The organism is Candidatus Halocynthiibacter alkanivorans, from assembly GCF_003333265.1.
Classification (GTDB): Bacteria; Pseudomonadota; Alphaproteobacteria; order Rhodobacterales; family Rhodobacteraceae; genus Halocyntiibacter_A; species Halocyntiibacter_A alkanivorans.
The window spans coordinates 1-16,281 of the sequence record NZ_QOLB01000146.1 but is presented as its reverse complement, the minus strand read 5'-3'; the positions used below and the strand labels follow the sequence as shown (position 1 = coordinate 16,281).

Annotated in this window: 14 protein-coding genes; 4 read left to right on the top strand and 10 right to left on the bottom strand. The window is 55.3% G+C overall.

Annotated features, from left to right (window positions below):
- Positions 1-663: 663 nt before the first annotated feature.
- From DWA01_RS19280 to DWA01_RS19265, 4 genes are all read right to left on the bottom strand, one after another.
- Positions 664-2,016: a polysaccharide biosynthesis/export family protein gene (locus DWA01_RS19280; protein WP_200832621.1), complete on the bottom strand. Its 1,353-nt coding sequence runs from the start codon at positions 2,014-2,016 to the stop codon at positions 664-666.
- Between the two features lie 216 nt (positions 2,017-2,232).
- Complete coding sequence (gene nusG, locus DWA01_RS19275; RefSeq protein WP_136057787.1) at positions 2,233-2,877, bottom strand: transcription termination/antitermination protein NusG; 645 nt, start codon at positions 2,875-2,877, stop codon at positions 2,233-2,235.
- 3 nt (positions 2,878-2,880) lie between these two features.
- Entirely contained in the window at positions 2,881-3,540 is a 660-nt protein-coding gene (locus tag DWA01_RS19270) for a sugar transferase (RefSeq protein WP_114287438.1), read from the bottom strand.
- A gap of 657 nt (positions 3,541-4,197) precedes the next feature.
- Positions 4,198-5,172, bottom strand: coding sequence for an NAD-dependent epimerase/dehydratase family protein (locus tag DWA01_RS19265; protein WP_235008623.1), 975 nt, complete (start codon positions 5,170-5,172; stop codon positions 4,198-4,200).
- A gap of 432 nt (positions 5,173-5,604) precedes the next feature.
- Between DWA01_RS19265 and DWA01_RS19260 the strand changes: the two genes are divergently transcribed.
- Positions 5,605-6,684, top strand: a complete 1,080-nt coding sequence (locus DWA01_RS19260; RefSeq protein WP_136057786.1) for an O-fucosyltransferase family protein — start codon at positions 5,605-5,607, stop codon at positions 6,682-6,684.
- Between the two features lie 47 nt (positions 6,685-6,731).
- Here DWA01_RS19260 and DWA01_RS19255 read toward each other — a convergent pair whose 3' ends face one another.
- The 5 genes from DWA01_RS19255 to DWA01_RS19235 are packed head-to-tail and all read right to left on the bottom strand — an operon-like array spanning position 6,732 to position 11,077.
- On the bottom strand, positions 6,732-8,186 hold the full coding sequence (locus DWA01_RS19255) for a nucleotidyltransferase family protein (RefSeq protein WP_114287435.1): 1,455 nt from the start codon (positions 8,184-8,186) through the stop codon (positions 6,732-6,734).
- 1 nt (position 8,187) lies between these two features.
- Positions 8,188-8,862 (bottom strand): glycosyltransferase family A protein, encoded by a 675-nt coding sequence (locus DWA01_RS19250; RefSeq protein WP_114287434.1) that lies wholly within the window; start codon positions 8,860-8,862, stop codon positions 8,188-8,190.
- On the bottom strand, positions 8,862-9,614 hold the full coding sequence (locus tag DWA01_RS19245; RefSeq protein ID WP_114287433.1) for a glycosyltransferase family 2 protein: 753 nt from the start codon (positions 9,612-9,614) through the stop codon (positions 8,862-8,864). The genes DWA01_RS19250 and DWA01_RS19245 overlap by 1 nt, the downstream gene beginning before the upstream one ends.
- Positions 9,611-10,663 (bottom strand): serine kinase, encoded by a 1,053-nt coding sequence (locus tag DWA01_RS19240; protein WP_136057785.1) that lies wholly within the window; start codon positions 10,661-10,663, stop codon positions 9,611-9,613. Before DWA01_RS19240 ends, DWA01_RS19245 begins: the two co-directional genes overlap by 4 nt.
- Positions 10,664-10,672: 9 nt before the next feature.
- Positions 10,673-11,077 carry a PqqD family protein gene (locus tag DWA01_RS19235; RefSeq protein WP_114287431.1) on the bottom strand — a complete coding sequence of 135 codons (405 nt, stop codon included), beginning with the start codon at positions 11,075-11,077 and terminating at the stop codon, positions 10,673-10,675.
- A gap of 254 nt (positions 11,078-11,331) precedes the next feature.
- Between DWA01_RS19235 and DWA01_RS19230 the strand changes: the two genes are divergently transcribed.
- Both DWA01_RS19230 and DWA01_RS19225 read left to right on the top strand, forming a co-directional pair.
- Positions 11,332-12,333: a glycosyltransferase gene (locus tag DWA01_RS19230; RefSeq protein ID WP_114287430.1), complete on the top strand. Its 1,002-nt coding sequence runs from the start codon at positions 11,332-11,334 to the stop codon at positions 12,331-12,333.
- Positions 12,334-12,714: 381 nt separating this feature from the next.
- Positions 12,715-13,716 (top strand): radical SAM protein, encoded by a 1,002-nt coding sequence (locus DWA01_RS19225; protein ID WP_114287429.1) that lies wholly within the window; start codon positions 12,715-12,717, stop codon positions 13,714-13,716.
- 141 nt (positions 13,717-13,857) lie between these two features.
- On the opposite strand, the gene DWA01_RS19220 is transcribed toward DWA01_RS19225, so the two are convergent.
- Entirely contained in the window at positions 13,858-15,198 is a 1,341-nt protein-coding gene (locus DWA01_RS19220) for an amidohydrolase family protein (protein WP_114287428.1), read from the bottom strand.
- Positions 15,199-15,302: 104 nt separating this feature from the next.
- Here DWA01_RS19220 and DWA01_RS19215 point away from each other — a divergent pair.
- On the top strand, positions 15,303-16,281 hold a 979-nt coding region (locus DWA01_RS19215; protein WP_200832620.1), incomplete at its 3' end, for a LacI family DNA-binding transcriptional regulator.

Genomic DNA, 16,281 nt, shown 5'->3' with positions numbered 1-16,281 from the left:
TTCCGGTACATCAATGGGTTCTATAACCCTCGACGGCGGCATTCATCGCTTGGTGGAAAAAGCCCCTTGGCCTTCGAACGAAAGGCCGCCTAACATGAGATGAGAGACCGGAACTTTTGCGCGGCAAGTCCACTCCAAGATTGAAGAGCATCGCGATGCCCAAGGATACGACAATACCAAGGCAGGGAATTTCTATCATGAGTTGATCGGTTTTTCCAGAAAATCGTCATGCACTGAAGCGCCAGTTTCAATTAGCCAATGTAACTATGGCGGTTACATATACCGGCAATGCAACCAAAACCACCGCTTCGGTCACCCGCTCTTCGTCGCAAATCAAGCTGTGCACGAACTGTTGAAACCTGTTTCACGAACGCAAGCCCCGTCGCATACGCGTTTGTCGGCGACAAACGCGCGCCCAGTGGATCGCGCTGCTGTCAACGCCGGTCCTGGCACCCCCCTTCTATACGCCGATAGTTCCAGAGGCTTTTTCCATGCCATATGTATGTTTTACAGACCAAACCTCCTCAGAGGTGTGAACACTTTTGTCTCCTTGCTAGATGCCCAAGGTGGAAATGGGGGCGTCGGGCAGAACCAACTGAATCAGCCAATGCGTGTTAACATTATGAGATCGTTCGCCGATTTGTGACACATCGTTCCGCTGGATCAGTTGCTGACCGCGTTCACACCTGACATCAGCAGCGAGGGCACGATCTGCTGCACTACACGGTTCCAGCGGGTGACCGGCTGTTCTGCAACAAACACCACGTCGTTGGGCCGCATCTCCATCCGTGTTGCCACCAGGAAATTCACCGCGTTACTGGCGTCCAGCTGCCAGGCGGTGATGTCACCTATGGCCGTCCCATTGCCGGCCGCGCGCAACACATAAATCTGGCTCGGATTGCCGGTTTTCACAGAAAACCCACCCTCAGCATAGAGCGCATCGGCCAGCGTGGCAGTGCGGCCAAAGGGCAAGGCAAACCGGCCGGGATTGCTCACTTCGCCGGTCAGATAAGCATAGTCGCGCGCCACAGCGTCAAGCGCCGTCCGAGCCTGGTAATTGCTGCGCGCCTCAGCAAGCGCCGCGCGGCGCAGGCTGATTTCTGAGTTCAGCTCATTAAGCGCCTGAATGCGTCCTTGTTGGCGGAACTGGGCGATGGTGATCTGTTCCTGAAAATAGGCCTGGGCTTTGGCAAGTTCGTATTCAGTGTCGACAAACAGGCTGTCCCCGTCGATCAGCCGGATGTTTTGCAGATCTGCCCGGTCGCGGAATTGTGCCAGCGGGATCTGATACAGAGTGCCGTCACGATACAGCCGGATACTGGCGAATTGCGGGTCCGCTACATCGACACCGCCAACTTTTGCCAACGCCTGGCCAAGCGACAATGGTATCAGCGTCACCGGCACAACTTTTGGCGAGTTGACCGCCCCACCGACAGAGACGCTCTGAGAGTTAAACTCCGCAATTTCTAAACTGAAAGTCGGGTCAAGCTGGCGCTCCACCAGTCGCTGGAACAGCAGCGCCTCGGCTTCTTCAAGTGTCAGTTCCGCAAGCTGCACCCGCCCCACATCGGGAATGGACACCGCACCGTCATCCTGAACCGTATAGCCCTGGCGCCTGTTTTGTGCCGCCAGCAAGCCACTCAGTTCGGCCACCGTACTGCCACCAGATTTTGTCGCCAGAAGCACCACATCGCCGACGCCGATCTGATAGGGCGTCTGCTCAACGGCAGGCGGAATGCGCATATTCAGCGCCTGTGGGCGCACCTGAGCCTCCAGAACCGGCACAGGGGCCACGCCAGCACCGCGCCCGGAGGTCGGGCCACCGGCATTCTGGAAAAACACCGCCGGCAGCGCACGCGGCGTATAGGCGGACTGATTGGCGATCTGCACCGAGGCCGCTGTCAGCGCCACAATCTGAACATTGTCGCCGGCGTCTTTGACACTTGGGGAAATATAAGCCGCACCACAACCGGCCAAAGTGGTCAGCAGCAAGCCGGCAAAAATTCGGTTCAGCATTAATATATCCCTCATCCAGTCACCGACTATCTGCCTGGAAATGAAACAACACCGCAAGAGGCGGTGGTACAAAACCGTCAAAAAAAGGCGCAACCGTGACGTGTTTGCAAGATGTATGATTGACCCCAGCAAGCTCAGCAGTGGCACCGCCTACACCTATGCAATCGCTTTGATTATAATTGATAAAATTAGACGCATGCCCGGTGGTTGTTTGCTTCACGCGAGCCGTTCAAGGTCTGAACCTGCCACCTCTACGCGGACCGCTTGCCCCATCATTTCAAACAGCAGCCGAAGCCGCTCTGGCGCGCTAAGGCTTTCGACTGTTGCGACAAATTGCGAAAACGGTCCGGCAACAATACGCACGGCCTCACCTGGCTTGAACGCGGGCGGCGGTAACAAGCGTCCCTCGACATCACAGCGCTGCCACAGATCGGAAATAAGCGCCTGGGGCACGGTCTGTGCAGTGACCCGGTCGCGCATGACCAACCGCGAAATGCCATAGGTGCAATTGATCGCTTGAAAGGAAATCCGCTGCGGATTTGTGTGCAGAAAAATATACCCGGGGAACAAGGGTTTCAGACCTGGCTTTGGCCTGCCCTTCTGCGCCCGGGCGTGCCCGTCAAGCGGCATGAAGGTCTCAACGCCCTGCCGTCTGAGATTCAACTGCGCTCGCGCAAAGCCACCTGGGCGCAGCTGCGCCACATACCATGTGCTGTGTTTAGATACGGCGCCGGGGATATTGACGTCTTTATTATTGGCTTGAGTCATCTTCGGATCGGGAACAACGTGGTGAGGGATTGTTTGCATTTTGCAACACGCGCCCGGGCGAGTCGATTCAATATTAAGCGAAATATCCAGCAACTCTTACGCCCCTGCGCGGCCAAACACCGTCCGGATTGTTTTCAGCACCAGCTGGTTCTCGGTCAAAATGCTGACGTTTTGGATGTACTCCAGATCTTTGCGCACTTTGGCCCGGGTGGCATCGCTGCCCTCAATATAGCCAAGGCTGACCTGGGCCAGACCACTGATGCCCGGGCGCACACAATGGCGCTCGCGATAGCCCGGTACGCATTCCAGAAAGGCCTGGGCATGGGGGAAATAATCCGGCCGCGGACCGAGAAGGCTCATCTCCCCTTTCAGCACATTCAGGATTTGGGGCAGTTCATCGATGCGGGATTTGCGCATGAGGCGCCCAAGTGACGTGATCCGGTGATGCTCAATCGGGTCGTCATGTCCCCGCTCGATAGCGACGGCCACGGCCATGCTGCGAAACTTAAGCGCCTCAAAGGGCCGACAGTCCCGACCCATGCGGGTTTGGGTGAAAAACAGCGGGCCCCGATTTTTGAACGGGTTGAGCAACAGCAAAACAACTGCGGCCAATAAGAAAAATGGCAACAGCATCAAGCTTCCGGCAATGTCCGCAGCCCGTTTTACCGACCAGAACAAAGTGTTGCCACCTACTGAAACCGGCACCGCGCCTGACACGGATGGATTGTATTTATTGTCACGCACGCAGTCCAACATTTTAAGTCTCCAAACCTAATAAATTTAGGTTTCACAGAAATTTCAAAATGCTTTTTTGTATGGCAACTGATAAATAACTAACACTATAGCTCTCTAACTTTCACTTAAAGTCAACGATAGCAACAGTTATCTCAGCCTATACATAAGAAGGCCGAGTGTTGCGCAAGCCGATGTTAGGCGATATTTACAGTTTGTTAACCCGCAGTGAATAACATCTTACTTTCGCCGGTTGGCAATGTTTTCGCGCAACCAAAGGTGGCAATTTCCCCCGGACATTAAAACGGCGCCGGATGGAATATGGCGATATCCCGTAGTTTCAAAGAGATAGGTGACGTAAGGTCAGTGAGTGCTCCCACTACGCCCGTTCTAGCGGCGGCAATATCCGCCCCAAATCATCGTTTTGCTGAGGCTGGTTCCAACTTTCAGATTGCAAATTCCGGTCACCGGTATAAATTTTTTCGCACCTTCAACCCGGCAAAACATGCGCTGTGAAAGCGCCGCCCATGCCCAGGATCCGGTCTGCAACGGCACTAACGTCAACCGCGCACGCGGTTCGCACCCTGCAAGTATATTGAGGCTGCCACCCTTCCCCACACGACAGCGACTCATGCTACGCGCTATAGTGTTTCGATGTGCCCCCTGCTCAGGCCAAACCCGTTATCTGTTGTGCTTGCGCGCCAGTGCACTGGAGATCCACGCATAGGTCTTGTCCATACCTGCATGCAAAGGTCGCTCCGGCGCCCAGTCTAGCTTTTCTTTGATCAGCCTGTTGTCTGAGTTGCGGCCGCGCACCCCTTCAGGGCCCGGGATGTTGTTGATCCTGATGTCCTTGCCGGAAAGATCGATCACCATCCGGGCCAGGTCATTGATCGCGATCATTTCTTCAGAACCGATGTTCAGCGGACCTTCAAAATCGGATCGCAGCAGGCGTGTTGTACCCTCAATGCATTCATCAACATACAGGAACGAACGCGTTTGCAGACCGTCTCCCCAAACATCCATTGAGCCGCCATCTGGTGTCTCTGCCACTTTGCGGCAGATCGCGGCAGGCGCTTTTTCTTTGCCGCCCTCCCAGGTGCCATTGACGCCAAAAATGTTGTGGTAACGCGCGATCCGGCACTCCATGCCGTGATTTCGGTTGTAGGCAAGGTACAGCCGTTCGGCGAACAGTTTTTCCCAGCCATATTCACTGTCGGGGCTTGCGGGATAGGCGCTGTCTTCGACGCAGTTGGGGTTCTCCGGGTCCAGCTGGTTGTGTTCCGGGTAGATGCAGGCTGATGAGGAATAAAACACTCGCTTGATATTGCGTTTGCGGCAGGCGTCCAGAACATTCAGATTGATCAGGGCGGAATTGTGCATGACGTCAGCATCGTTTTCGCCGGTGAATAAATACCCGGCGCCGCCCATGTCCGCCGCCAGTTGGTACACTTCGTCAAAGCGGCGATCCACCACTGAGCGCACCAGGCTTTGCTCGCGAAGGTCGCCAATCACAAAGTCGTCTGCCTCCGTTTCAGCGTGTTCATTAAACTTGAGATCGACACCGCGCACCCAAAACCCCTCGGCTTTCAGACGCTTTACAAGATGTCCGCCAATGAAGCCCCCTGCCCCGCAAACCAACACTGACTTTTGCACAATAAATTCCCTTAAACTGTCACTTCGCCTCCGCAATATTCGCAATGCGTGGAGCCAAAAAATCTTTTTACCAATCATTACCGGGCTTTCCGAAATTCACCGGAACGCGCAATATTCTCCCACCGACTTAAACACCCAAAACAACATCGATCAAGTCGTCGGTGGGCTTCCACAATCCGTGCAGCGCGTCGCCTGCCGGGCGCGTGTGGGTATGGCACCATCGTTTGTGGATTTCATCGCGAGCAGTTCATTCTGTACTGGAAAGCGGCTGAGCAATCTGCATTATGGACGCCGGTCCATAGCGGTGGCCCTGATATTGAACGCCAACGTTATTTTTCCACCTTAGTGAGTTTCGATACCCCAATGTTTAAACTGGATCCTGCAACCAAATACTTGCTTTCACGCCCCCGGGGCGGTCTCAATGACGTGCTTGTGCAACTTGAAAAGTCGCGCCGATATGCCGCCAGGTTCCAACGGGTGCTTATTCTGGATCTTACCCGCTCAGGTATGCGGATGGGGTTTGACGCGCTGTTCACAGCTAAGCACGGTTTTGGCTGTGATCTCATCACCTGGACGCCAGCAATGGATCCTGCACTTGATCAATGCCCGTCTGTGTTTCCAGCGCCGTTGACAGGCCGCGTCTCTGCTTACACGGCCAATTGGCACACGGCTGGCAAACAGTATTGCGACACTGAAACCGCTCACCCTGTGAACTTTGATCATCACATTGATTATAGTGAACAATTGTTGATCTATGAACAAGCCGGGGGCGGCTCGGTTAGCCTCTGTGCTCTGCGCCATCTATGCTTCAGCCGTGATGTCGCCAACCAGATCGCGCGGCGGCTTATTCCGATCGGCTCTGGCTATGACGCGGTGCATGTGCGGCACACCGATTATGAAACAGATTATGAAATGCTGTTTAAAAAAAGCGCGGCGATGTTTCACCGGCGGCGCCTGTTGGTCTGTTCCGACAGCAAAAAGGTGAAAGACTATGCTCAAACCTGCTTTGGCCCGACCACTGAATTGATTTCCGTGTCCAATTTCCCCGATCTGAACGGTGAACCGCTTTTCATGTCAGACAAGATTGCGCCGCATGACGCCGCTGTGGATTTGCTGAGTGATCTGATCGCAATGGCACGCTCAGACGTGTTTCTGTTTGCGGCGCTGCAAAGCAACAGATACGCGGTGAAATACTCCGGATTTTCCATTCTGGCAGAAGTTCTGAGACAAGAGCCGGCGACCATTCGCAGTCTTTTCGCGAATGCAGATCCTCAACTGCTTAAGGATATGTTTGAAACAAGGCCGGTCCAAAACGGGATTGGACTTCAAAGACAGGCGTGGGAATTACGGAGCTGGTTTTTCCGGGTTGGCCAGTGGCGCTGGAATTACAAAGCGCGCCACACGTCCTGGCGTCTGAAACGCAAGTTGCGACGCAACCCGGGAATGCTGGGGGAAATTTCGCCTCTCTATCGCGAGCAGCTGGCCGGGTTCGCCAGCACAACAACGCCATAGCGGATACAGCCGGGTCAACTGAACCGGAGCCCAGAATTGTGCTGCATTCACTGGGCCTTTAGTTGAAATTCAACCAGCCGGAACGGTACCGTGCCATATCTGGCCACCGCTTTCGCGGCGACCCCCGGGTAAAGATAGCGGCCCGGTCGCGCTTCAAGCCAGAGACCGCTGTCCTGTTCCGTCAGGGTGACGGTTCCGCTAAACCGGAGCCGCTTCCGGCCCTGTCTGGTGACCAGCGTTCGTTTGTTTAGCCTGGTCAGGTGGCGGGCTTCTGAGTTCAGCTCAAATTCGTAACGCCTGGGAACATCTTTCACATCCAGATCGACGGTAATGTCAAAGCGGAATTTCCCGGGCTGAGCCTGGGCCAGAAAGGTAATATTCTGGTCGTTTTCAGTGCTGTCTTCCGCGCCGTGCCCGAACTTGCCCTTGATGACTGCGGCTCGTGTTGCAGGTTTAACCTGCCGCCTCAAACGCAGCGATTTTACAAAGCGCCGGGCCAGTCTGACTGACGGTGTCCAGTCAGACTGCGGTTTCGCCTCCAGAACACCCGCCACTTTTGTCGCAATTCCAGTGTCTTCGAAACGCTGAAGCCGGGACGAGAATTTCCGGTCTATCGGCAGACCAATCCGTGCGTTCAGATAGCTGAAGGCAACAGCGGCTGGAAAATTTATGCCCGCCTTTGCAATGGTGTCTGACAGGCGGCCCCAGTCAAGCTCCGGATCACGCAGATAGTGCGCGCAATCAATCAGCCAGTCGCTGTGATTATGCGCATCATAGGCGGAGTGAAAAATGGCAAGCGCAATGCGGTCACTGGCGGCAGGCACAAGCACCTGCACGCCAAAGAACTCTGCCTGAACGGCGTTGTCCCACAAAGCCGTCTCGAGCTCGGGCATCGGCGTTTGAAACCCATAAGCCCACTGGTGAAGATCAATGTCGCCAAACCGACCACCAAAGAAATTCATCGCGCGCAGGCCATTGCTGCGGGCGATGATGCAGTGATGGCTTTCGCCGCTTGACCCGTGCCACTCTTTTTCCCCCAACAGGGCCAGCGCCTGGTCAATATGGGACGGCGGAACCAACACATCCAGATCGTGCGAAACCCGCGCCTTTTGATCGGCGGAACAAAGCGCCAGACGCGCTGCACCCTTGAGCAACATCACCGGAATGCCGTTGTCGGCAAACAGTCGCAGCACCGGCACCGTATCTCGCAGCGCCATACGCGACTTGGTCCACAGGTTTCTTTGCAGACCCACAAGTCGCGGATATTCAGGAAAACCAGCAAGCGCATTGCCAAAGCGGGCGCTGATGGCCGTCAGCAACCTGTGTTCGCGAAACCCCATATCGTTCAGGTCGATACCGGTCAGCCATGGTTTGAAATGGGCAAGTGCCTGGTCCTGATCAGGCGCGATTGCGGCATAGATCAGGCTGTCCAGCCGGTCTTTCGGCCAGGCCCAGCCCAGGCCGGGAAAACGAAAAAACGCGGGGCGGGTTGAGTTCCACATGCTATTGTTCCTGCGCTGCTTTACGTCTGCGCAACATCGCCAGATGCGCGACTTTCAGATAACCGAGGTCTTTATCCTGGTCCCGGCCAAAAGAAAGACTGCCGGCAATGATGCGGCGCAGGGCAAGCACGTCGTTCAGGCCCTGCTCCTGATATCCCGCTTCGCGAAACCTTGCCAGCCAGTCGACCAGATCGCCCCGGTTGCCTGGCGGGTCGATAATTTCCCCGACCTCACGAAAGACCTCGGTACGGAGTGTCATTGTTGTGCGGGTTGGTCCTGGACGGACCTCGCCAGACACCCGGTCATTTGAACCATGTCTGAACTGACGCATTGCACCATAGCAAAGCGAAATCTCCGATGCCGCCTCGAGCAGCGCGACCTGGCAAGCCATTTTGCCAGGCAACCAGATGTCATCAGCGTCGAGAAACGCCAGCACGGACGCGGTGATTTTATGCGCCCCTACCGAACTCGCCCGGCCGCAGCCCTGGTTGCTCTGAGAAACGATTTCGACTCGCTCCGACACACGCGCGGCCACAGCATCAGTGTCATCGGTTGATCCGTCATCCACGACGATGACCTGCGCCGGCGGCAAGGTTTGCCCAAACACTGACGCAAGCGCTTCTTCGATGGTTTCGGCGGCATTATAGGCGGGCAGAACAACCCCATATTCCAGCATCAGAACAACCCGGTGCGTTTGAGATCCATCAGATCGAATTCCGGTTTACTGAGCACAATTTCTGGCCGTGCCTTACGGCGCAGAATGCTTTTGCGGATGGCCAGCGCAAAGGACCGTCGTGCTGTCGGCACGTCGCGGGACAGGCTGTCGAGGTGGCGGAAATAGTAGAGACAAAGCGTATCCGTTTGCGTGAACAATGTGTTGGCCTCAAAAACCCGCAGGATATAATCAGTGTCTTCCGCCTGTTCCATGTCCAGGTCGAACAGGCCGATCCGTTCCACCAAAGACCGTCTGAAAATAGCCGACGACAGGTGAATGCCGATTACCGTCGCCAGTTTGGACCCTTCGGCCGGTACAAAGCGTTCGTAGTCAAGGCTGTCCGCCAGTTGCATCCTGCCGTAGGTCACTTCAATTTCCGGACGTTTTTCAAACTCAGCCAGATCAGCGGCAAACCTGCCGGCAGGGGAAATGTCATCGGAATCGAGAAAAGTAACAAATTCGGTTTCCTCAAGCAGATTGGACAGACCGGTATTGCGCGCCGCGGTTACCCCCTGGTTTTCCTGCGTAATGACCCGCAGTTCAGGCACACTGGCAGACAGCCCGGTCAGGACGGACGCTGTGGCATCAGTTGAGCCGTCATTGACAACCAGAATGTCGAGGGACACGTCCCCGCGCTGCCTGGCAAGAGACTGAATGGCATAGGTAATTTTGTCAGCGCGATTGTAGGTGGGAATTATCACCGTCGTTTTCATCTCAGCTCTTCCTCAATAAACGTCCGCAATGCAACGGCGATTTCTTCCGGGTCATTGCTGAGATCAACATGATAACAGGGCAAAAGCCGCGACAGCCTGGCGCAGATGGAAAACGACAGATCCCTGTCACCAGGGATTTGCGAGACCCCGGAAGGCGCCAGCGCCAGAAAGGCTTCTTTTGGGCCAGCGCGGCGAATGGATGTGCGCGCGGCGCCACGAATGTTTGGCAGGCACAGGGCTCGAACCTGCATTTCCTCAATTCGGGCCGCCGGACTGATGTCGTTCAGTGTAAACTGGTGTTTCCCCTGCCAGTTCACCGTGCTCGAAATGTTCCGGTTGGAGCTGAGTGCCAGCCTTTTAATGCCTTCAGGGTCCTGTTTCAGCGTATTGAAAAGCGGCATTGCGCGCACTTCATCAGCTTCGATCTTTGCGACCACATAATCGTCCCCGACAGAAGACAGGCCGTGGATCAGCCCCGACAATACGGTGCCCGATTTTCCGGACCCGCCAGGCCCGGCCAACATAAGACCAACACCACCTGATGCCAGGGTTCCGGCATGCACCAGCCCTCGGTCGCGGCTGCTCAGCGACCAGTGATAGAAGTTGCGCAAAGGTGAGCCCGGGTCCCACAACGGGTAGCCCTCAGGCGTCGACATCAATTGAATTCCGCTGCCACTCTGCTTGTCAAAAAGCTGCCAGAACCCGTCATCCGGCAGGAAATGCGCCCGGTAGCGGGTCGTGGCAAGTGCCGCCTCACACTCCCGCTCCTGGTAATATTTTTCGCCCCAGCTGATATGGGGCAGACCCAGAGTGCCAGCCTGTGCAACCACCAATCGGCACGGGGTCTCGTGGATTTTAGCGCTCGCGTCCAGCGCAATGTCCATCACCTCAAAATAACCTGGCAGATCCGTTTTGCAGACAAAATTGCGCCCGCCAAATTGCAACGGCGCCATCGCGTAAGCCGCTTCAAAATGGGCAAACAGGTTCGCGATTCCTGTTTCCAGAGTATTTTTTGCAAGGGAGATCTTCCCGGTACTGACGACGTTCACGTCGTGCACCTATTCCGGTTTCACCGGCCAGCCGGCCTCAGCATCGACATCGTGAATCGGGTCAGCGACGATGAGATCTGCGAGATCATCATAAACCTCCACCACCGGGGCGGATCTGTCGGCCTCAAGATCCGCGATCTGCGCAGTGTCCAGAGGGGCGTTGATGTCAGCGTTCGCCACCACGAGTTCGTTTGCCAGCAGCGTGTCCACAAAACCGCGTATGTCGGTCTCACCGGGACCAACGGCAGAAATTGTGGACGGTCGAACGCCCTGCATCATGGCGTTCCAGATCGAGGCCGCTGATTTGTTAAAACCGAAATAGCGTCCGGATGCCAGGTTCAGGACAACCAGGTCACCCTCAAACTCTTCAAAAACGATGTCTGCGCTGGCGCATTTGTAAGCTGTATTTAACAATTTGAACCTCTGTACTCAAAATCAGCTGCCTATCAGAATTCAATTGTTCCACAACAACGGAAAGTAATCGAGTATGACAAGCAATGGCCGAAAACATACCGGTTTCATGTTATTTTGCAAGCATATGACTGCTTTCCTGACGCCGCTTGCCCAAACCTTCCAGAGCGGGAATGTTTTGCATTGCCGGAACCGCTTCAGGCTACTAATGATAAATTAAATAATATTGTATGTGTTTGCCTGCGAGTTTGACGACAATGGTTTCAGAACAGGTTTCAAATTTCGTCTTTGACCCAGGCGCACTCGCCCAATCACGGCGCAAACGCGGCATCAGTGCCTTTATACGGATCCGCAACGGCGCGGACTTTCTGGAGTCGACGATCCGCAGCCACATCGGACATTTTGACGAAATCGTAGCCGTTTACAACCAATGCACCGACAACACAGCTGATATCCTTGGACGGCTGGTTCAGGAATTTGGCCCCAGGTTGCGGGTGTTTCATTATATCGACCGGGTGCACCCGCCAGGCAGCGAAGCGCATGCCAAAACACCAAGCCACTCGCCGGGCAGCATGGTCAATTATTCCAATTTTGCACTGGCACAGACCCGCCACCAGATTGTCACCAAGCTGGACGACGATCATCTGGCGATGCCTGCACCACTGTCGACACTGTGTAAAGAACTGCGGGCGGGGCGGGCCTCCTCAGATTATCTGCATTGTATTTCGGGTCTCAACCTGATGCGCAAACCAGATGGCGGGCTGGCATTGCCAGAATTTGATCTGGTGTCAGGCGGCGGTGATATCGGGTTTTTCCGCGTGTCCGAGGAAACCAGATTCATCCACGACCGGCGCTTTGAACGGTTTCAGCGCGGCAACCTGAAACGCCGCTTTGCAGGATACCTGTACTGGCATCTTAAATATCTCAAGCGCGAAAACGGGTTTGGAAACTATGAGCTTTCCAGCAATCCCGACAGCCGGTTCGCACGAAAAAAACACCGGTTTACCCGCTCGGCTGCATTGACAATGCCGCAGGCAAAAGCGGCGCTGACCCCAGGAACGGGCGCTCGTCTTCAGGCGCTGATCAATCCGAAAGCAGTGTTAAAACTGGCCAGAAATTCCGCTGTTGAAACTTGTTTCCCACAGCAGGATCTGGAAACGGCAATGGATGACAGCAGCCCGGGCTGGCGTGACATTGCGGGCCTTGAGTGTATGGCCGATGGAAAACAGGCGCGCAGAAATGTGGGCGGGTCTCTTTAATCGACACCGCCAACCACGTGACCTGCATGGAAAGTCTGTGGCATCTCTTTCGGCACAACGGATGTAACCTTCACCAGCGTGATTTCAAACTTTCCCATGGTTTTGAAATAGTACCGGTCCTCATTCCAACGCCGCGTTTGATGGCGCGACCGCGACTATCCGGAGAGATCGCCCCGGTTCGGATTTTCTGCAGAGCAACACGGAACATATGCGGATGGACCCACATATTTCAGAGCATTCAACAACATCTAACCACCGGACACACTCAGCCCCGAGCATCAGCGGTATAAGAAATTGGGGCTTGGACGGAACAGTTTCAGCGCATAAGTTAAAACCTTGAAAACAGTTCTGATTTTTTAATGTGCGCACAGGTAGCGGAAAATGAATGTAGAGGTTTCAGCCACACAAGCAGCGGCGACACTGCGGGTTAAAAGCAAACTGGAAAATGGCGTGATCCGTCCGCCGACCAACCTGGAACTGATCGTCTCGGATCATTGCAATATCAGTTGTCGGCAGTGCAATCATGCCTCGCCGGTGATGCGCAAATGGAACGCCACGGCAGAAGACGCCGAACGCGACCTGCAATGCCTGACAGGGATATACCGGGCTAAGTACCTGCGCCTGATCGGAGGGGAGCCGGTCCTGAACCCGCATCTCGCCGATATTATCCGTGTGGCAGCAAAGGCGGATGTTGCGGAAAAACTGATACTGGTGACCAATGGAATACTTCTGGACCGGCTGTCAGATGACGTTTTCGCTATGCTGGATGAGGTCGAAGTATCCCATTACCCGAATGTTGGGCTGAAGGATGCGGCCATTGAAGCGATACGGCTGCGGGGTGCGCGGTTGGGGACCGGAGTTCGGGTCGCGAAATATCCAGAATTTCGCTATTCTTTTTCGTCACAACTTCTGCGCGACGAACAGCTGGTTGAGAAAATCTGGCGCGGCTGCAGGATCGCAAATATCTGGGGCTGCCACGCCGTATACAAAGGTAAGATCTACCGCTGTCCGCAAAGTATTTATGCGTCCGGCGTGCGCCAGAATGCCTGCGACAGTAAAGATGGGTTGGCGCTGAACCAGGGTGCGGATTTTCAACAAATCCTGCTGGATTTTCTGAATTCATCCAGCCCCCTGGATGCCTGCCGCAATTGTATGGGAACCAACGGCAAAAAATTCAGCCATGAGATTGTCATACGCAAGGGCTGGTCGGGAGATCTTGATCAGCCTCCGGAAGAGATGATCGACTATGAACTGTTGGAGACGTCTTTGGCCGGCATGTCCGAAATTGATGATTGCCGGGTCGTGATCCGCGAAGGCAAATGGTCCCGCTCAAGGTTCGCGACACGGTTGCGCCGGATCAAAACCAGGTTTGCGAGCCGGTAATTGCCCGTCGAAAATCAAAGACGCGTCAGGACAAGTTGCTCGCCCGGAGATGCGCCCGGCGCCGGAAGGTTCGCGTTTTGAGTGCAGCTCCAGATACTGAAGTATAATAAGTCGGTCACTTTGCCCTGCCAATAGCTGGATTCACACCCCCGGCACATTGCCACCCTTCGCATCAATCAGCCGGATTTTCAGGCTGAACGTATCGGCGATTTGGGCCGCATCACGCAACACCCTGGCGGTTTCAAGGCTCAGCGCCTCGCCCTTTCTGACAACCCATTCCCCATCAATCATAACGTCCTGCACATCCGTGGCATTTGCTGTGAACACCAGCGCCGCATAGATATCGTAAATCGGCATCATCCTTGGCGCCGCCAGCGACACCCGCACGAGATCGGCGTATTTGCCCACCTCTAACGACCCGGTTTTGTTATTCAAACCAAGAACTCTGGCACCTTCAATGGTCGCCATTTTCACGATCTCGCGGGCGGGCATGGGTTTTCTACTGCCGCCAAGCAGTTTTGCAAACATCGAAGCCGGGGCCATTTGTGCGAATATATCCAGTGTATTGCCACTCATCGCGCCATCACTTGCCAGTCCGACGGCAATGCCGCTCTGGCGCATTGCCTCAACCGGAGCGATGCCCCGGCCGGCTTTGGCATTGGAGCGTGCATTGTGCGCAACGGTGATCCCCCGCTCGGCCAGCGTGCTGATTTCACCAGGTGTAACCTCAAGACAATGCGCCATGATGGCGCCGGGCGACAAAATCCCAGTCCTGTCAGCCAATTCGACCGGACGACACTTATAGTGCTTGGAGCACCAGTCCATTTCCGACTTCATCTCGGCCAGATGCATTTGAATGCACACATCCGGGTTGTCCGCAACGTAGCCTGCAACGCGCTCCATGATCTCAGGCCCGGTAGAATAGGGCGCGTGCGGCGCAATAGAGGCTGTAATGCGGTCATTGTCGCGGAATTCATCCCGCAGATCGTCGACAAGGCCAAAGCCCGCATCAAAGCTGTTGTGATCCGGCGGGTTAAAATCCGCCAGTGTTTGCCCGACAACGCCGCGCATCCCTGCCCGGTCCAGAACACGCCCGACTTCTTGCTCGAAATAATACATATCAGCCGTTGCCGTCACGCCGCCCAATATCATTTCCAGCGCCGCAAGGCGTGCACCGATGCGCACCAGATCCGGGGTCACGGCTTCGCGCTCCAGTGGCAGAATATAGCGGAACAACCTGTCATCAACGTCTTCGCCCAAGCCGCGGAACAAAGTCATGGGCATGTGGCAATGGGTATTGACCATACCGGGCATGACCAGATCACCATTCACATCGACGGTCTCATCTACCGCCATTTCCGGATCGGGACCGTCGCCCAGTGCCACGATAAATTGGTCCTCCACGAGGATCCAACCGGCGGAAAACTCATCAAAATCACGGTTCATCGTAACGATGCGAGCATTTTTCAAAAGGGTACGCATGGTTTGAGATATTCCAGACACGGCAAAAGATGACGAGAACTCAACAAGCTTGACAAGCCGCAGCGCTCTCTGGTTAATCGTTTAATCACTCTAAGGGTTAGATTTTGACAAATCAAAAGCAAATTGCGCGTGACCTGGGAATTTCGGTGGCCACAGTGTCCAATGCATTGACTGGCAAGGGTCGCGTGTCCGAAGATGTGATCCAGCTTGTCACGGCACGCGCCGGGCAGCTTGGCTATGTCCCAAGTGCCGCCGGGCGCGCACTTAAGACCGGGCGCAGTGACATTCTGGGACTGGTCATGCCTGACATTACCCAACCGGTGTTCCCGGAATTCGCCCACCGTGTTGAAGCAGAAGCAGACAAATGCGGCTTTGGCGTTCTGATCGCCAATGGACGCGGCACCGAAGCTGGCCAAAGCAAAGCGATCCGACAGCTTATTCAGCGTGGCGTCGACGGCATCATTGTCATTCCACAACGGGGTACCACGCCTGAGATTTCACAGGTACCTGTCGCAATTGCCAGCACGCCCGGCGATCCGAACAATACCGTTGCCGCCAATCACGCGCAGGGTGGAGAACTGGCCGCGCGCGCGTTGCTGGATTTGGGCCACCGCAATTTCTTGTTGCTGGGAAATGACCCCTCATCACCGGTTCAAAAAGACCGCATTGCGGGTATGATCGAGGGTCTGACGGGGCACTCATCTTTTGAAACCTGCTGGACCTCAGAAGAATTCCCCAACCTGGTGCAAAAGCATCTCCAGGGTGTCACGGCGATCCTGACAGTTTCCGACCTGTTGGCGTTGCGGGTCGTCACCGAGGCGGCGCAGATGGGTCTGAGATGCCCCAAAGATTTCAGCGTCATCGGATTTGACGATCTGCCGCTTGCGACCGCAGTCAGGCCGGCCTTGTCGACAATCGTTCCTGATACGGTTGAGCTTTCCCGGCGACTGGTGGCCTATCTGGACGCCGCTATTCGACAGGAGCCGACCTTGCCCGCAGCCAGTGTTGTGGACATGAAACTCATGCTTCGGGAATCAACCGGGCCAGTTTCAACCCCTCCCGGCACCCCTTTGCCACCCCCCA